We start from the raw sequence: 16,164 nt of genomic DNA, 5'->3' as shown, positions 1-16,164 counted from the left end.
CGTCAGCCGCCTTCGTCCGGATCGTCACCGGCCGCGGCCGCGTCGATGACGACCACGGTCACATTGTCCTTGGCACCGCGTTCCAGCGTCATCCCGACCAGATGTTCGGCGGCCTGCTGGGCGTCGCGCCCGGCACCCAGCACATAGGTCAGATCCTCGTCGGTCAGGTGTTCGGTCAGACCGTCCGAACAGATCAGGAAGCGGTCGCCGGGACGCGCCACACCGGTCACCACCTCTGGCTGAGGGGCGCTGCCGATGCCGATTGCGCGGGTGATGACATTGCGCCGCGGAGAGCTGCGGGCCTCTTCGGGGGTGATGGTGCCTTCGGCCAGCAGGGTCGCGACCTCGCTGTGGTCGCGGGTCATCGCTGTCAACACGCGGTCGCGCAACAGGTAGATGCGGCTGTCACCGGCCCAGGCGCAGGACAGTTCGGCCCCGAAAACCATCAGTGCGGCAACCGTGGTGCCCACCGTGTCGAGATCGTGTTCGGCAGCATGGGCCCGAATGCGGTGATGTGCCCGGTCGAGCCGTTCGAGGAAGCGCGCCCGCTGATCTGACGCAGTGACTGCCACCCCCAGCGAAGACATTTCCTGCACAATGATGTCGCTGGCGATGTCGCCGGCCTCATGCCCGCCCATGCCATCGGCCACCACCCACAGGCCCAGTTCGGGCAGGGCGACGTAATTGTCCTCATTATGGCTGCGGACGCAGCCCTGATGGCTCAGCGCGGCAGTCTGGAAGATCAGGGGCGTGCTTTCTGCGTTCATGCCTGCGCCTCGTCAGCGGCGGCGGCTGACTTAACGCGGCCACCGGCCAGCAGCCATCCCATTTCATGCTGACCGGGCCAGCCGGCGCAGGCCATCAGCCCACTTTGCTGGCCGGTCTGCTCGTCAGCTGCGAACCACCAATAGCTGCGGCCCGCTTGTGCATGGGCGTAATCGGTGGCGGCCAGTTCTGCCAGGAACTCCCGTGGTGCGCGGGTCGCATTGGTGGCCCAGAAGCTGGCGCCGGGGACGACACCATCATCGACCGGGATGGGCAGCTGAGATGCGAAGGCGCCCGCGACCTCGCGCGGGTCAAAGCGGTCGACCTGCGCCAGTGCGCGCAATTCGGCGTCGGCCTGGGTGTAGAAGTCCTGATCTGCGTCCACGACCGGGGCGCCGCCGCCGGTGGCCTGTGCGACAACCAGCGGAAAGCGCCGACCGCTGCGATCACGCGAAGGGATCAGCGCACCCCGCAATGCCGTGCCGCCTGTCAGTCCTGCACCGATCCAGAAGCGCAAGCCCGGCGCCCTGTCGAAACCCGCTTGCCAGTCAGGGCCCGCGGCCTCGCGCCATGCGCCCAGCACCTGCGCCAGCCAGTCCATGATCCGGCTGACGCCTTCGGCGGGTAATTCTCCCGCAGCAAGGAAGTCGCCAAAACCGGGATGTTTTCCAAAGACGGCGGTGGCGATCAGTCGACGCTCTGCGGACATTCGAATTCTTTCAGTTCCGGCATCGTGAAGGGATTTGCGATGGCGTTGATGGTGAAATCATAGGTGATATTGCGCCCCCCGATCGTATAGGTGGCGCGCAGGGTATCGCCGCGCTGCTGGCGCGAACTGGCGGCGTTCAGGAAATTGATGAAGGTCCAGGCGCTGCCGTCGAAACGGATTTCCGACTGACGGTCCAGTGTCGGCTGCAACTGCAACAGCGTCGCCTTGCCAGTGCCCGGCCAGATCACCGTGCGCGGAAGCGAGCCGGTGACCGTCGGGATCAGCGTGTCGTTGATTGCCAGCATGGCGCTTTCGATGGTGGGGTGGGCATCAACCTGCGCCACGGTGATCTCGACCGAGGGGCTGGTGCCATTGCCGGCAAAGAAGGCGCGGCGGATCCTTTCGGCCCGTTCGAACTGCTTCAGGGTGTTCACGGACAGCCGCTGCGTGATCTCCTTGTCGTCGCGCCAGACCAGCCCTTCTTCGGTCCGGTTGACGTAGGGGTCGAGATATTCGTTGTAGTAACGATCCATCGCGCCGCCCGGTCCGAAGAAGGCGGTGAAATTGTCGATGGACAGGCTGCGGCTGGAATCGGCGAAAGGATAGGCGGCCGCGATGGTGTCGCGGCAGGTAAAGGTGATGCTGTCGCTCAGCGCGCGGTTCATCGTCTCGATACTGGAATCCGAGGCACCCGAACGGAAGTCGTCCTCGGCCCGCGTCATCATCGCTGCCAGCGATTCCGGCAGGCGCGAATTGTTGCGGGTCAGCGTGTTCAGCAGCGTTGGCAGGGCGGCGTCGGCGGGGCCGGGATTGGCCTCTGCATCGCGGCGGTTCATCCAGATCGCGCCCAGATCGCCCAGCAGCGTGTCGATGGGACGCGCGTTTTCGTTGCCTTGCAGCAGCGCATGCCAGCCCTCGAATTCGGCGGCGATGGCCTCGATCGGGGCGAAGACGCCGCCTTCGGGGGCGCCGCCTTCGGTGCTGCTTTGACCGGGGCGGATCTGGGTCTTGCCGCCGCGTTTGCGTGCGGCTTCTTCCAGCAGGATGCGCTGAAGGCCACCGGTGCGCGAAATGAAGCGGTTGACCAGCTGGTTGGCGACGGCGCCGCCCGATCCGCCAGTGCCGCCGCCGGCCATGGCGGTTGCCAGCTCTTCTTCGGGGATGCTGGCGGCGTCGTCGATTTCGCGGGTCAGATAGGTCTCGCGGTCGACGCTTTCGACCAGCCGCATGATGGGCGAGCCAGAGGCAGAGGAAGCCGTCCCAAGCGCCGCATATTGCGGCTTGTCGGCCACCATCGATACCAGCGTCAGATTGCCCAGCATGCCCTGCCAAGCGGCGAAATATTCGCGGCGGTACCGCTCCATCAGGTCACGGTCCAACCGCTGCAAACGGCGGTCGATATCGCTGGAACTGGCCTGATCGCCCAGCACCCACTGATCTTTCCGCAGCTGTTCGCCGACCACATCCAGCTGGTCGAAGAAATAGCCCCAGAAACCTTCATAGGTATACAGCGCCGGCACCGTCAGCGTCGACAGGTCGCTGCCGTCGCGGGTGGCAAAGACCTGCGCGGCCGGGCCGTCTATTTTCTGGACCAGCTGCCATTCTTCCAGGTTGGTCGCGTTGATCGCCCCGTCGACGATCAGCGCATAGGCCTGTTCGTCCAGCGGCAACTGGGCGATGGCAGCGCGGGCGCGCTCGACCGTGGCCTGATCCAGCGCCACCAGCGGGTCGCGCTTGTCGTCAAGCGCCAGCATCGCGTCCAGATGGGCCTCCAGCCCGTCGGCAAAGCGGATGCCTTCCAGCCCCGGATATTCCTGCGCCCAGCTTTCGTCGAACCAGGCCTTGATGGCGGCATCGTCGGTGGTCTCGCCCTGCTTGCCCAGCAGCAGATAAACCTTCAGCGCGCGGTAGATCTGCGTCATCTCACCCGAGGCGATGATCTGCGGCATCCGCTTTTCCAGATCGAGGATCAGCCGCGGCCGCAGCATCCGTTCCAGCGCCTGCGAATAGGTGTCAGTTGCCACCGCGTTCAGGCGCTTGCGTTGGCCCAGACCCATGCGTTCCCAGATGCCGGGATCCTGACTGTCGCCGTAACCCGCCGGCATGGATTTCAGATCGTCCAGCAATGGCGAGATCGGCCGCAGATCGGTGTCCGAGATCACGTCTCGGTTCAGCTCGTCCACGGCGGCGCGGGCATAGCTTTGGGTCTCTGCCTCGGCCGTGCGCACGAGGTTGAGGTTTTTCCAGTAGCTATAGCCAAGCGCACCCGCCGTCCCCAGTGTGGCAATGGCGATGGCGGTCAGCGCTGTGCTGCGGATCAGCAGCGCCCGCTGCACCGCCTTGCGGTCATGGCCGACCCAGCCCTGTTCAGGGATCACTACCCGCTTCAGCAGGTCGTGGATAAAGAAGCTTTTGCCGCGCCCCGACATGAATGCGGGTTGAAAGACCGATGCGCCGTCCGGGCCGGACTGGATCGCGCCCAGCACCTGGTCGATCGGCGTGCCTTCCTGCGTGCCCGAGGTGAAATAGAAGCCGCGCAGGATCGCATTGGTCTTGTAGCGCGTGGGTTCGAACACCCGGCGCAGGAAGTCCGAGATATTGTCGCGCAGCAGTGCCATCTGTCCGGGCAGGCCGAAAATGGCGATGCGGGAAATCCCGTCGGGTTCTTCGGACAGTCGGTCCGCGACCTCGTCAGAAAGGCGCGCGACCAGCCGGTCGAATTCCTGCGGCACGGCCTCATGCGTGATGGCCTTGCGGTCGGCGGTCTGGAAGGTATGGCCCCAGACCAGCTTGCGCCGGCTTTGGCTGAAACTGGCGAAATATTCGCGAAAACCAGCGATCAGGTCGGCCTTGGTGAACATCACATAGACCGGGAAGTCGATCTTGAGCCGCTCGTGCAGCTCGGCCAGACGGGCGCGCACGGTTTCGGCGTGTCGGTTTAGCGTTTCGGGGCTTTCGGTCATCATATCCTCGACCGAGAAGGACAGGATCACCCCGTTGACCGGCTGGTTCGGCCGGGTCTTTTTCAGCAGGTCAAGGAATGCGTCCCAACTGGCGCGGTCGGCCACCAGATCGCTGTCCTGGGTGGTATAGCGCCCGGCAGTGTCGATCAGGATCGCGTCTTCGGCAAACCAGAAATCCATGTTCCGGGTGCCGCCAAAGCCCGATACGGCCTTGTCATGGGCCAGCGGGAATTCCATCCCCGAATTGGCGATGGCGGTGGTCTTGCCCGCGCCGGGCGGGCCGATGATGATATACCACGGCAGATCGTACAGCGTGCTGGAACCGCCCGATTTCTTCAGCACGCCAAGGGCTTCCTGCATCTTTTCGGCCAGGATCTTGCCGTCGCCTTCGGGTTCGACCGGGATCAGCGCGGCCTCGATCTCGCGCGCGGCGCGGACGCGCCGGCGCCAGCGGACAAGGACGATCAGGAAGAAAATGCCGAGGATCAGCCCGATCAGCGTGGCGCGCAGCCACACCGTCGTCAGCGGTCCCCAGCCAGTCATCGGGCCTCCGATCCAGATCGCCGCGCACAGGCCACCCAGCCCGAGGATCGTTACGAACCAGCGCCACCAGGCATGTTCACCCCAACGCGGAAAGCGCAGGTAATAGCCGAAAAATCTCACTGGGTCGTCTCCGTCTGGTCGGCTTGCGGTGGCGCCTCGGTGGCGGCTGCGTCTGTCTGCGGCGCGTCATAGGTGCCCTCGCGGGCCAGCATGATTTCCACCCGGCGGTTGGCGCTGCGGCCTTCCTCGGTCGCGTTGTCGCCCACGGGGTCGTCCTCGCCCCGGCCGGTGCTGGTGATCCGCGCAGCGTCGGCCATCAGCGGCGACAACACGCCGCCCACGGAATCGGCGCGGGCCTGCGACAGCTGGTAATTGTCCTTGTATTGCCCGCGTCCCGACATCGGCACGTTGTCGGTATGGCCTTCGACCAGGATCGGGCCGGCCTCGGCGTTCAGTACCTCGGCGATGCGGGCCGAAAGCGCGGCAAATCCCGGTTTCACCTCGGTCTTGCCGGTGTCGAACAGTTGCAGGTTGCCGACGCGGATGGCGATGTAATCGCCCTTCTGTTCAACCTCGACACTGCCATCAGCGATTTCTGCGGCGAAGGCATCGCGAATGCGCTGCAATTGCGTGGTCTGCGGCGCCTCATAGACGATCTGGGTGCTGCGGTCGATCTGCAGCGTCGGCGCGCCCTGATGCAGCGCCCGCATTTCTGCCGCCACAGCCGTGCCGTCGCGGTTGATCAGGGTCGAGAAGGTGGCGAAGATCCCCAGCAGCGCCGCAGCCGCGATCCCCGCCACGGCCGGGATCGGGATGGCACCGAAACGCCGCCGCTTGCCCTGTTCGACCGGCGCCCAGGTGACCGAGATATCCTCGTCCGGGCGCGGCTTGACCCGGCGCAGGCTTTCATAGATCGCGCCGCGATAGCGGGCCAGTTGCACGCTGCCGTTGGGCGCGGTGCGGAACTGGCCTTCGAAACCCAGCGACAGGCAGACCAGCATCAGCTCCAGCAGGTTATAGCGTTGGGCGGGGGCCTGTAATGCCTTCTCGACCTCTTGGAAGAAGCCGACGCCGGAATCGCGCTTGTGGAAGAAGCGCGCGACCATCGAATATTGCTGCCAGTCGCCGCGATTGCCGCCGGGCAGGTTCTGGACGATGTCATCGGCGGTGCCCGACAGCGCATATTTCGCCACCAGCACCTCGTGCGGATCAACGCCAGCAGCGCGGGCATTCTGTTCGAAACGCTCGATCTCGCGGGTGACATGTTCCATCAGGGGGGCGACCTGCAATTCGACCAGCCCGGTGCGCAACCGGCCCAGCAGGATCAGCAAACTGGCCGCCGCCGCAAGCAACGGGTTCGAAGACGAGGCCGCGCCAAGGTCCCGGACCCGCAAGGCCTCATGCAGGGGGATGCGCGGGGCTTCCTGCCGAGGGGGGCTGTCGGGCTGATGATATTGCGGGAAAAAGCCGTCATCGCCCTGACCCGGCGCGCGGCCGATCTGGCCCGCCTGTTCGAACGGGCTGGCAGAGCCGCCCTGTCCGCCGGGTGCCGCGGGATAGCCCGGCTGGCCGCCGTAGCCGCCCTGCGGTTGCTGCGGCGGATAGGCCGGGAAGGGCGATCCCGATTGTGCCGGCGCCGAGGGCGCGCCGACCCATGTGCCGCCCGATGCCGGGGCGCCGCCCGGCGAATAACTGCCCGGTTGAGGATATCCGCCGGGCTGCGAGGGCTGATATCCGCCCGGCTGATAGCCGCCCTGACCCGGCGCTTGCCCGGGGCTTGGCGGGTAGGGGGTGGCATAGGGCGATTGCTGCCCCGGCGGCGTCAGCTGGCCGCCAATCACCGTGCGGTCATCGCCACGCCCCGGCGGTGCGGGATGGGGGGATTGCGGCTGACCAAAGGGGCTGTTCGCACCCCCCTGCTGTCGGTGGCGTCCACCCAGATCTGTGCGGTCGTCGTCGTCCTTGCGCCCACCGGCCATCACGTCCCCTCCGGCACCGCCCAGAATTCAAGTTGCAGATCCGGCCAGTCGCCCGCGAAATGCATCCCCACCGCCGGCGCCACCGAAAATTCGCGCCACAGCGCCGAGTTCTTTTCCAGCCGGAAATAGACATGGCTGGAGAGCACCCGGATCTGCCGGGGCGGGTTCGGCATATGCAGCAGCTGGATGCCGGGCAGGTTGTTGTTGACGATCTCGGCCATGCGGGTGTTGGGGCCGACCTTGCACAATTCGGGGAACTGCGCCTGTACCTGCGCCAGCGGTTTCGAGCTTTGGACCTCGATGATGAAGGTGGCCTCGCGGAACAGGTTGCGGTCGGCGACCTGTGCCAGATAGGAATTCTGGCGCACCTGCTGCAGGGGCAGCCGGATCGCCCGCCCGATCTCGCGCGACAGGAAGCGCTGGATGTCGGCCACGATGGGCGCGAAGCTTTCCTTAGGGTTTTCATGGTCGTAAGCTGGATAATCCGCCGCCATCCGGTTGGCGCCGTCGAACGTGGCCAGTTCCCCCGCCAGCGCGATCAGCTGGCGATACAGCATTTCAGGATGCAGGCCGAAGGTCTTCGACAGGTGGCGCAGCACCCCGATATTGCGGTTCAGCACCATCAGCATCAGGTAATCAGCCGCCTGCATGCCACCCCCGGCCGAGGGGTCGGCGGCAAAGCGGGCAAGGCTTTCCAGCCGCGCCTCGATCCAGCCGATGACACGGGTCAGATAGCCGAGGATCTGCGGATGCGCCCCGATCACCAGCGCCGGGGGTGGCGCGGTTTCGTCCAGCGTCACCACGCCGTCGCGCACCTCGGAAATGCGGGCGAGACGCAGGTTCTGATAGCCGGGGCGCGGGGTCTTGCGCACGACCAGCTCCAGCCGGGGGACGGCCAGTTCCAACACCTGCTCGTTGCGGCTGGCGGCGGCGGTGTCGGCCACGGATTCTGTCATGATCCCCCAACGGGTCGAACTGCCTTCCTCCTGATAGGGGGCCATGTCGCGCATATTGGGCGAGCTGTCGGGCAGGGTCAGCCAGACGAACTGGCCCGCCGCGTCGTCGGCCACGGAAATCGGGACGGGCAGGGGGCCCGTGCCCGGCGCGTCAAAGGGGGTGCCGTCGGGCATCACCCCCGAAATCGCCCGCAGGCTGATCCGACCCTGCTGGCAGGCATCGCGGTCCACGGTCAGGTCGCTGACGCCCCACGGGTAGGGGGTCAGCAGCCGGGTGCGCGCATTGACAAGATTTTCGACATAGCGGTCCGCCTGCTGAAGATGCTGGGGCTGCATGAACAGCCCCTCTTTCCAGGCAACCTTGCTGAACCACGACATCGGGAAATCTCCCCTTCGTAAAAATCAAACCGATCCGGCCGGCTTTTCGCCGCCCGGATCTGGCCCGCAGACTAAATCACTGTCCGGCGGATGCAATCAGAACTGCCACCGGATCTGGCCTGTCACACCGACGCTGTCGATGCTGTCACCAAAACGGCCGTCGATGCGCGCACTGGTCGAAAACTGGCGTCCGCCGCCGGCCTTGCTGGGATCCAGCACCTTCACGTAATTCGCGCCGATGCTGACCTCGGAATAGGATTTAAGGTTGTCCGAGGTCATGACCTGCGTGTCATAGCCGTCCAGCCTGTCATTATACAGCCGCGAGATGGCCGCATCCGCGAAGTCCTTGTAATAGGTCGCGGTGGCGAATGTCTGGATGGCGGCGTTCTCCTCCATCCGGATAAAGGCCTTGCTGACCGTGGCACCGACGAAGCCGATCTTGCGGTTGCTGTCGTCGAACTCCATCCGGAAGCCTTCGCTGAAGCGGATGCTGTCGGTCGAATATTTCGACCAGGCAAAGCCCACGGTGGGGGTCAGGTTCCAGCCGGTCTTGGCAATCGGCATCGAATAGCTGACCGAGCCGGACAGGGTGTAACCGTCGCTGCTGAAATCGGGGTCGGTGATCCCAAGCCCGGTGCTGCTGGCCGAGGTCGGCGTGTTCTTCAGCTCGAAATCGGTCTTTTCCATGCGAAGCTGCAGGTCGGCCACCCAGCGATCCTTGCTGGCGGTCGCATAGACGCCCAGATAACGCTGTTGGAAGTCGGTGGTGGTGACGCTGGCCAGGGCGCCGGTCGTTGCCTGGGAATCGCGGCCGTTGATCGCATAGATCGGCTGGCGCGAGTCGCCGATGTTGACGCCGCCAAGCGCCCCGAAGGCCATGTCCCAGCCGCCGAAACGATCGTCGAAACAGGCCAGATCGATACCGCCCTGCATCCCGTAGTAATCGGCCGAAACCTCGTTTTCCAGGACGCTGACCTGGTTGTCGGTCTTGCCCTCGACATTCGCGCTACCGCCGGTGGCCCGGCCCCAGCCGCCGACGCCGCAGGGTTTGCCTGCACTGTCGACCACCAGCCCGGTGACATAGGGGCTGGTCGGGCGGTTGATGACCGAACCGATCAGCGACTGAACAAGGGTGACGTTGGCGAACATTGCGCCGATGGCCGGGTTGACCTGGCTGACCAGCGTCAGGTCGCCATTATTTCCGGCTTGGTCGATCGAATAGACGATCCGCTCATTCGCGGCCGACAGTTCGTCATAGGTATAGGTGATATCGTTCTGCGCGCCGAGGCTTTCGTCCACATTAAGCAGTGTCACCCGCTGCCCCAGGGTCGAGCCGGCAATCTGGTTGGTGCCAGCATCCAGCGAGAAGTGCAGGTTGCCGGTGGCAGCGCCGCCCTCAACCACGATCTGGTCCGAGGTCAGGCGGTCGCCGGTGCTGATATCCATCGCCGCCCGGCCATTGCCCGACAGACCGCCGACCGTCAGCACATCGTCGGTATCGCCGTCCTGCAGATCGATGGTGCCGGCATTGTCCAGGTTGCCGGTCACCTTGGCCGCGTGGTCAGCCAGTTTCAGCGTGCCCGCATTGGCGACATTGCCGCCCAGCGTCCCGCCCAGCGACAGCGTGGCCGCGTTGTTGATCGTGGTCTGCGCGGCATTGACCCGGATCCCGTTGGCAAGGGTCAAGTCATTGCGCAGGATCAACTCGCCGCCGATTGTCAGGCCATTGGCAAGGTTCAGCTGACCGGCGGCATAATCGACATTGCCGCTGACCGCGCCACCAATGCTGGCGTTTCCGCTGGTGGTCAGGCTTCCGTCTAGGTTGCCGGTCTGCTGGTAGATCCCGTTATTGGTGACATCACCAACCAGCGTGCCGAAGACGTTCATATTCGCGTTCGGGCCGTTGATGGCACCCCCGGCGGTGGTCACCTTCACACCCTGGTTGACGGTGAAGCTGCCCGGCCCGGTCAGAGCAGAGCTGTTCGCGCCTGCTTGCGCCAGAACCAGGGTCGAGCTGGCAGAGTTCTGGATCTCGCCCTCGACCAGCAGGTCGGCATTCGGGGTGATGACGCCACCCAGGTTGACCAGATCGCCGTTGACGGTGCCGCCCATCGACGTGGTGCCGCCGCTGCGCGTTGTCAGCTTGCCGTCGACCGTACCCGTCCCGGCCAGCGTGCCGCGGTTCTGCACCGAGCCTGCGATGGTCCCGCTGTTCAGCGTGGTTGTCGCGCCGGACTGGTTGTTCAGCCTGGCCAGTAGGGTGCCGGCCACGTCCAGCGTCTTTTCGTTGACGACTGCCGTGGTTGAGACAAGCGTCTCGTCTGCGCCGATCGTGGTGGTGCCGCGGTTGGTCAGGGCGTCGACGGTCAGCTTGCCGGTGGTGTTCAACCGTCCGGTATTCGTAACCTTGCCGCCGATGATCCCGGACCCGTTCAGCGTACCGTCGTTGATGACCGCACCGCTGATGTTGCCCTCGTTCAGGCGCAGGGTGCCGGTGTTGTTGACGCCGCCGTTCAACTGCCCGGCAAGGCGCAAAACCCCCTGATTGTCGACCCGACGGGCGGACGTCAGCGTCTCGCCACTGTCGACGCTCAGGGTGCCGCCGTCCCGGTTGGTCAATGCGTCCACGCGGAGCGTGCCTTGATCCACAAGTGTGAACTGGCCGCTGTTGACGATGGTCTGCGCGGTGCCGGCCAGATTGGCGATGCCGCTGCTGTTCAGGTCGCCCGACAGCGTGCCGGTGCCTGCCACGGTTCCGCTGTTGTTGATCGCGCCGGTAACTGTGCCCCCGTCGAGGGCGACGGTGCCACGCGGGCCGTTGGTAACCGCGCCCTGCAGGGTGCCGGCAACGTTCAGCGCCGCGGTGTTGCGCACCGTGTTGCCCGAGGCGAGCGTGCTGCCTGCAGCGACATTGACCGTGTTGTTGTTTGACAGCTGGTCGATGGTCAGCGTGCCGTCGCTGGTCACCTCGCCGGTATTCGTGACCGCTCCGTCAACCGTGCCGTTGCCGGTCAGCGTACCGGCATTGGCAATATCGCCGATGATAGTACCCGATTGCAGCGTTACGGTGCCGGTATTCTCGTTCTCGACATCGCTGTCCAGCGTTCCGGCCACAGTCAGGATGCGGCCGTTTTCGACCTTGCCCGCTGTCAGCTTCTGGTCGTCACGAACGCGCGTCGTGCCCGCGTTCACCAGCGTGCTGCCGATGGTGCTGTCGCCAGCGGCATAAAGAACGCCAGAGTTAAGCACGTTGCCCTGAACAGAGCCGTCATTCAGCGTCGTCGTGGAGCCGGCAACGTTAGACACGGATCCGGTCACGGTCCCGCCGTTCACTTCCATCGTCGCGTCGGATTGGTTGGTCACCGCGCCGGTGATCGTGCCGGCAACCAGAAGCTGCTTCTGGTTCTGCAGCGCCGAGCCCATGGTCAGGTTGTCTCCGGACATGACCGTGGTTGTGCCGGCATTGGTCAGGCTGGAAATCGACAGATCGCCTGCGGTCTGCAAGCTCCCGTTATTGGTGGTTGTCGACAGCGAACCTGCAAGCTCGGCTGTGCCGTTATTCGTCAGCTGGCCGGAAATGGTGCCGGTGCCGGTCAGCCTGCCGTCATTGGTCACCCGCTGCGCAAGCGTGCCGCCCGTCAGCACGGTCGAGGCACCGGTCGCATTGTCGAGGCGGCTGGCAAGGGTGCCCGCGACCTCCAGCTTGCGTTGGTTGTCAACGGCGCCCGCCGTGGTCAGGCTGTCGCCCGCGTCGATCCTGACGGTGCCGGTGTTCAGCAGCGTGCCCAGCGTCAGGTCGCCATTGGTGCTCAGCACCCCGCTGTTGACGGTATTGCCGGCAGAGCCGCCCAGATCGGCGGTTTTGCGGTTGGTCAGCGTGCCGGTGATCTCGCCGGTGCCGGTCAGGTCGCCAAGGTTCTCGACTGAACCGGTGATGGTGCCGCCTGACAGGTCCAGCGTGCCGTTGGTCTTGTTGGATACCGGGCCGGTCAGGCCGCCCGCGACCGTCATCGTGCCGCCGTGATTCTCGACCGTGTTGGCGCTGACCTGACCCCGGCTGTCGATGGTGAAGGTGCCAGAGTTTTGCAGCACATCGACATTATGCAGGTTGCCGTCGGAATCGCTGTCGCTGGTGACCCTGAAGTTGCCGGCATTGGTGATGTCATTGCCGCCGGCATCCAGCGCCGCGGACACCACGACAGAGCCGGTGGATTTGTTGACCAGGCCGCCATTGTTCAGCGTCGCGTCCTCATCGTAGGTCATCTGGCCACGGTTGACGATATCGCCCTCCAGGAAGACCCGCGAGGCATCGACCTTGGAATCTACCCCGAATTCCAGCGCGTCGGCCCTGATGGTCAAGGTGCTGTTGGAGCGGGCATTCAGGGTGCCATCGTTCAGGAAGGTGCCGCCGTTGACGGTCAGCGTGGTCGTTCCACCCACCCCGGTAATGGTTCCGGTATTCGTCAGATCGCCGGTGACCGAGGAGTTGCCGCTGACATTCGCCTGCCCGGCATTGCTGACATTGCCGACAATCGCGCCACTGGTCAGGTTCATTTCGTCATTGTTGGTCACCTCGCCGGTGACGGTGCCGGCGATGGTCAGAATTTCGTCATTGGTCAGGCCGCCGGTTGCGGTCAGCGCGCCATCGACCGTCAACGTGCCGCTATTCGTCGCCGCGCCATCCGCCGTCAGTGTGCCGTCAATATCCAGCGTGCCATCATTGGTCAGATCCCCGCCAATCGAGGCGCTGCCCGTGACATTCATCGTGTCATTATTGTCGAGGTCGCCCTCTGCGGTCAGTGCGCCAGCGACATCCAGCGTGCCGTTATTGGTCACGTCCCCTTTGGTCGTGGCGGTCCCGGTCACGTCCATCACGTTGTTATTGGTGATGTCGCCTTGCGCCGCCAGCGTCCCGTCAAGCGCGACCGTGACGGAGCCGTCATTGCTGACGGCACCTTTCGAGGTCAGCGTCTGGTTGGCGCCGATCGTGACCACCGCAGTGCCGGCGCTGTTCGTCAGACTGCCGACGTCCAGATCGCCGCCCAAAGTCAGGTCATCGGCGCTGTTGTCCAGCTCGCCCGTGATGGTGCCGGACAGGGTTGCTATGCTATCATTGTCCAGATCACCGGCGATGGTGCCGCTGCTGGTCAGTTGGCCCGCGGTATTGGTGACGTTGCCGGTGATGGTTCCGGTGCTGGTCAGGCTGCCCGCCGTATTGGCCACAGCGCCGGTGATCGTGCCATTGCTGGTGAGGCTGCCCCCCGTATTGGCGACAGGGCCGCTGATGGTGCCGGCATTGGTAACGTTTCCGGTATTGCTCAGGCCGCCGACAAGTTCGCCGTCGATGGTCAGTTGGCCGCTATTGGCGGCGGTGATGTCCGAGGTCAGCTTATAGCCGGCGTCGATGGTTATCGTCGCACTCGCGCCAGAGTTGCGCAGCCGGCCGACACGCAGGTCGCCGATCAGCGTCAGATCGGCGGTATGGTTCAGCAGGTTGTCGGTGATGCGGCCCTGTAGATTGGCGACGCCGTCATTGGTGACGTCGCCGGAGATGACGCCGGTGCTGGTCAGGGTGCCGGTATTCTCGACATCACCCACCAGAACACCTGCCACCGTCAGTTGGCCGCCATTGTCGGTCTCGCCCTCAAGGGTGCCCGCGACGGTCAGGATGCCGCTATTCTCAACCAGTCCGGCCGAGGTCAGCGTCTGGCCCTGACTGATCTGGATGCCGGCGGTGCTGGTGCTGTTCTTCAGGTTGCCTACCGCCAGATCACCGTTCAGCGTTACATTGGCGTTGCTGTTGTCCAACTCGCCGTCGATGGTGCCGGACAGGATTGCCTCGCCGTCATTGTCGACATCGCCGAGGATGCGGTTCGTGCTGATCAGCGTCGCCCCGGCGGCGCTTTGGATGTTGGCGTCGATCCATCCGTTATTGGTGATCGTGCCTTCGGTGAGATTGTCGAGCAACTGGCTGGCACCGCCGACGCCAATGGTCCCGTCATTGGTGATCCGACCGCTGTTTGTCATCGCGTCGGCAAAAACCAGACTTTGCCCGCCGTTGATAAGTTGCGCATCGGGGCCGGTGTTGCTGAAGGATTGCAGGTTGAACAGGCTGGCGCCCGGACCTTCCAATTCGGTCAGGCCGAAATTCGAATACGCATAATCATTGCCATCTATATTGATACCCGTTTCCAGCGTAACGCTGCCGGTGGCCTCGTTCTCGATGCCGCCGTCGATTAGCCCCCCGCTCAGCGATCCGTCCTCGCTGAAGACTTTCGAAGCCTGCACCACCTCGATGCCCTGGAACTTGACCGAGCCGTCATCCTCGACGAGTGCGCGGTTCTGCAGCAGGATTTTTTCGGCAGTGATAAGCAGCTTGCCGGAACCCGAGGTGTTGATGTTGCCGGTTTGGGTGAGATTTTTACCGACCGCGAAGGTGGCATTGGAATTGCCCAGGAATTGCAGCAGGCCACCGCTGCCGATGCCGAGGTCTCCGGTCACCTGGCTGCCATCGCTCAGGATATATATTGTGCCGTCGCTCTGGATCGAGCCCGTGACCGTGGCATCGTCGATCAGGATCTCTGCGTCGGTGTTATTGGTGATATTGCCGGTCGTGGTGCTACCGTCGCTCAGGATAAGGTCGCCGCTGTTGTCGATCTCGGTGACGGACAGGCTGCGGAAATTGTTGACCGTCACCGATCCCGTGCTGTTGTTCGTCAGCGTGCCGCCGATGGTGCCATAGGCCTCCATGATGCCGCTGTTATCGAAATCGCCGGTCACCTCGCCGTCGCGCAGCAAATAAGCCCTACCGCTCGACATGTTGGCAGTGACATTGCCGTCGATCACCGCGCCCGAATATTGCACGAAGTCGGCGTTGTTGGTGACGTTGCCGACAATGGTGCCGGCGTTGAACCGATAGAAGTCGTCATTCTGCACGGCCCCGGTCACGATCCCGCCCGATTGCGAGAAGGCGCCGGTGTTGGATACCGTGCCCGTCAGGCTGCCGTCGTCCAGATAGTAGCCCGCCTGGTTTTGGTTGTTGACGGCCATGTTCAGCGTGCTGCCGGTTCGTTGCGTGAAGATGCCGGTATTGATCACCTGGTCGCCAGCCGCTGCAGTATTGACTGTGCCGTCCAAGACCAGCCTACCGCTATTCTGGATTGCTCCGACATGGGTGCCTATGACCGATGTCGAACCGTATACGTTCAGCAGGCCGCGGGTGGTGGCACCGAAATCAATACGCAGCTCGCCGCCGGACTGGACGCGCAGTGTCGCGGCCGAGCTGGTGGTCCCGCCATATCGCAGCCGCACATTGTCATCCACGATGACCGAGGCATCCAGCGCCGTATCGACATCAATCGTCCGCAGGCTGGAGGAGGTGGTGCTGAAGGTCAGGCCCAGGCCGGTGCCGTTCAGCGTTCCGCCGGTCAGGGTATAGCCGTCTTCGTCGACCTGGATGCCGTCAATGCGTATCGGCGTGGTGCTGTCGACTGTCAGGGTGACGTCCGCGCCGCCCTGCTTGCTGCCAAGGACCGCAATGCCGCCATTCGCCAGGGTTTCCCACTGGCTGCTGGTCTGGTTGAACCAGATCTGGCTGTCAGCCGCCCAGGTCCCGGTTGTCCCCCGCAGCGGCTGGCTGCCCGGACTGGCATTGTCGAGCGTATACAGATCCTGAGCATGTACCGGCTGAAGGGGCGCGAGTGTCGACAGAAGCGAAACAAGCGCGGTGGTGCGAAGCAGGTGACCTTGGGAACGGAGACGGGGCGCAGCAGGCAGACGAGGGGACATGAACACTCGGTTATCTGAACAGGAACGGGCAATGATGAAATTCAGCGTAGTATCGCCAAGATTCGACGGATCACAAGGTTTTG

General features: G+C 64.2%; 6 protein-coding genes. All 6 read right to left on the bottom strand.

The genetic code is table 11. The annotated features are described in order from the left end of the window. Positions 1-2: 2 nt before the first annotated feature. Positions 3-767 carry a PP2C family protein-serine/threonine phosphatase gene (locus G7044_RS12025; protein WP_166329169.1) on the bottom strand — a complete coding sequence of 255 codons (765 nt, stop codon included), beginning with the start codon at positions 765-767 and terminating at the stop codon, positions 3-5. Continuing rightward, entirely contained in the window at positions 764-1,474 is a 711-nt protein-coding gene (tagF, locus tag G7044_RS12020; protein ID WP_166329167.1) for a type VI secretion system-associated protein TagF, read from the bottom strand. The genes G7044_RS12025 and tagF overlap by 4 nt, the downstream gene beginning before the upstream one ends. Continuing rightward, entirely contained in the window at positions 1,453-5,100 is a 3,648-nt protein-coding gene (tssM, locus tag G7044_RS12015) for a type VI secretion system membrane subunit TssM (RefSeq protein ID WP_166329164.1), read from the bottom strand. The genes tagF and tssM overlap by 22 nt, the downstream gene beginning before the upstream one ends. After that, positions 5,097-6,959 (bottom strand): type IVB secretion system protein IcmH/DotU, encoded by a 1,863-nt coding sequence (gene icmH / locus G7044_RS12010; RefSeq protein ID WP_166329162.1) that lies wholly within the window; start codon positions 6,957-6,959, stop codon positions 5,097-5,099. The genes tssM and icmH overlap by 4 nt, the downstream gene beginning before the upstream one ends. Next, positions 6,959-8,293, bottom strand: coding sequence for a type VI secretion system baseplate subunit TssK (gene tssK / locus G7044_RS12005; protein WP_166329160.1), 1,335 nt, complete (start codon positions 8,291-8,293; stop codon positions 6,959-6,961). The genes icmH and tssK overlap by 1 nt, the downstream gene beginning before the upstream one ends. 96 nt (positions 8,294-8,389) lie before the next feature. Next, positions 8,390-16,081: a hypothetical protein gene (locus tag G7044_RS12000; RefSeq protein ID WP_166329158.1), complete on the bottom strand. Its 7,692-nt coding sequence runs from the start codon at positions 16,079-16,081 to the stop codon at positions 8,390-8,392. Positions 16,082-16,164 lie beyond the last annotated feature (83 nt).

This window comes from Paracoccus xiamenensis (assembly GCF_011308835.1).
Taxonomy (GTDB): Bacteria; Pseudomonadota; Alphaproteobacteria; order Rhodobacterales; family Rhodobacteraceae; genus Paracoccus; species Paracoccus xiamenensis.
The sequence above is the reverse complement of the archived record's forward strand: the minus strand, read 5'-3'. Positions and strand labels throughout refer to the sequence as shown.

What these genes read in the sequence shown, in the direction of transcription:
- G7044_RS12025 (WP_166329169.1), bottom strand. Translation starts at nt 767, where the DNA reads ATGAACGCAGAAAGCACGCCCCTGATCTTCCAGACTGCCGCGCTGAGC.
- tagF (WP_166329167.1), bottom strand. Translation starts at nt 1,474, where the DNA reads ATGTCCGCAGAGCGTCGACTGATCGCCACCGCCGTCTTTGGAAAACAT.
- icmH (WP_166329162.1), bottom strand. Translation starts at nt 6,959, where the DNA reads ATGGCCGGTGGGCGCAAGGACGACGACGACCGCACAGATCTGGGTGGA.
- tssK (WP_166329160.1), bottom strand. Translation starts at nt 8,293, where the DNA reads ATGTCGTGGTTCAGCAAGGTTGCCTGGAAAGAGGGGCTGTTCATGCAG.
- G7044_RS12000 (WP_166329158.1), bottom strand. Translation starts at nt 16,081, where the DNA reads ATGTCCCCTCGTCTGCCTGCTGCGCCCCGTCTCCGTTCCCAAGGTCAC.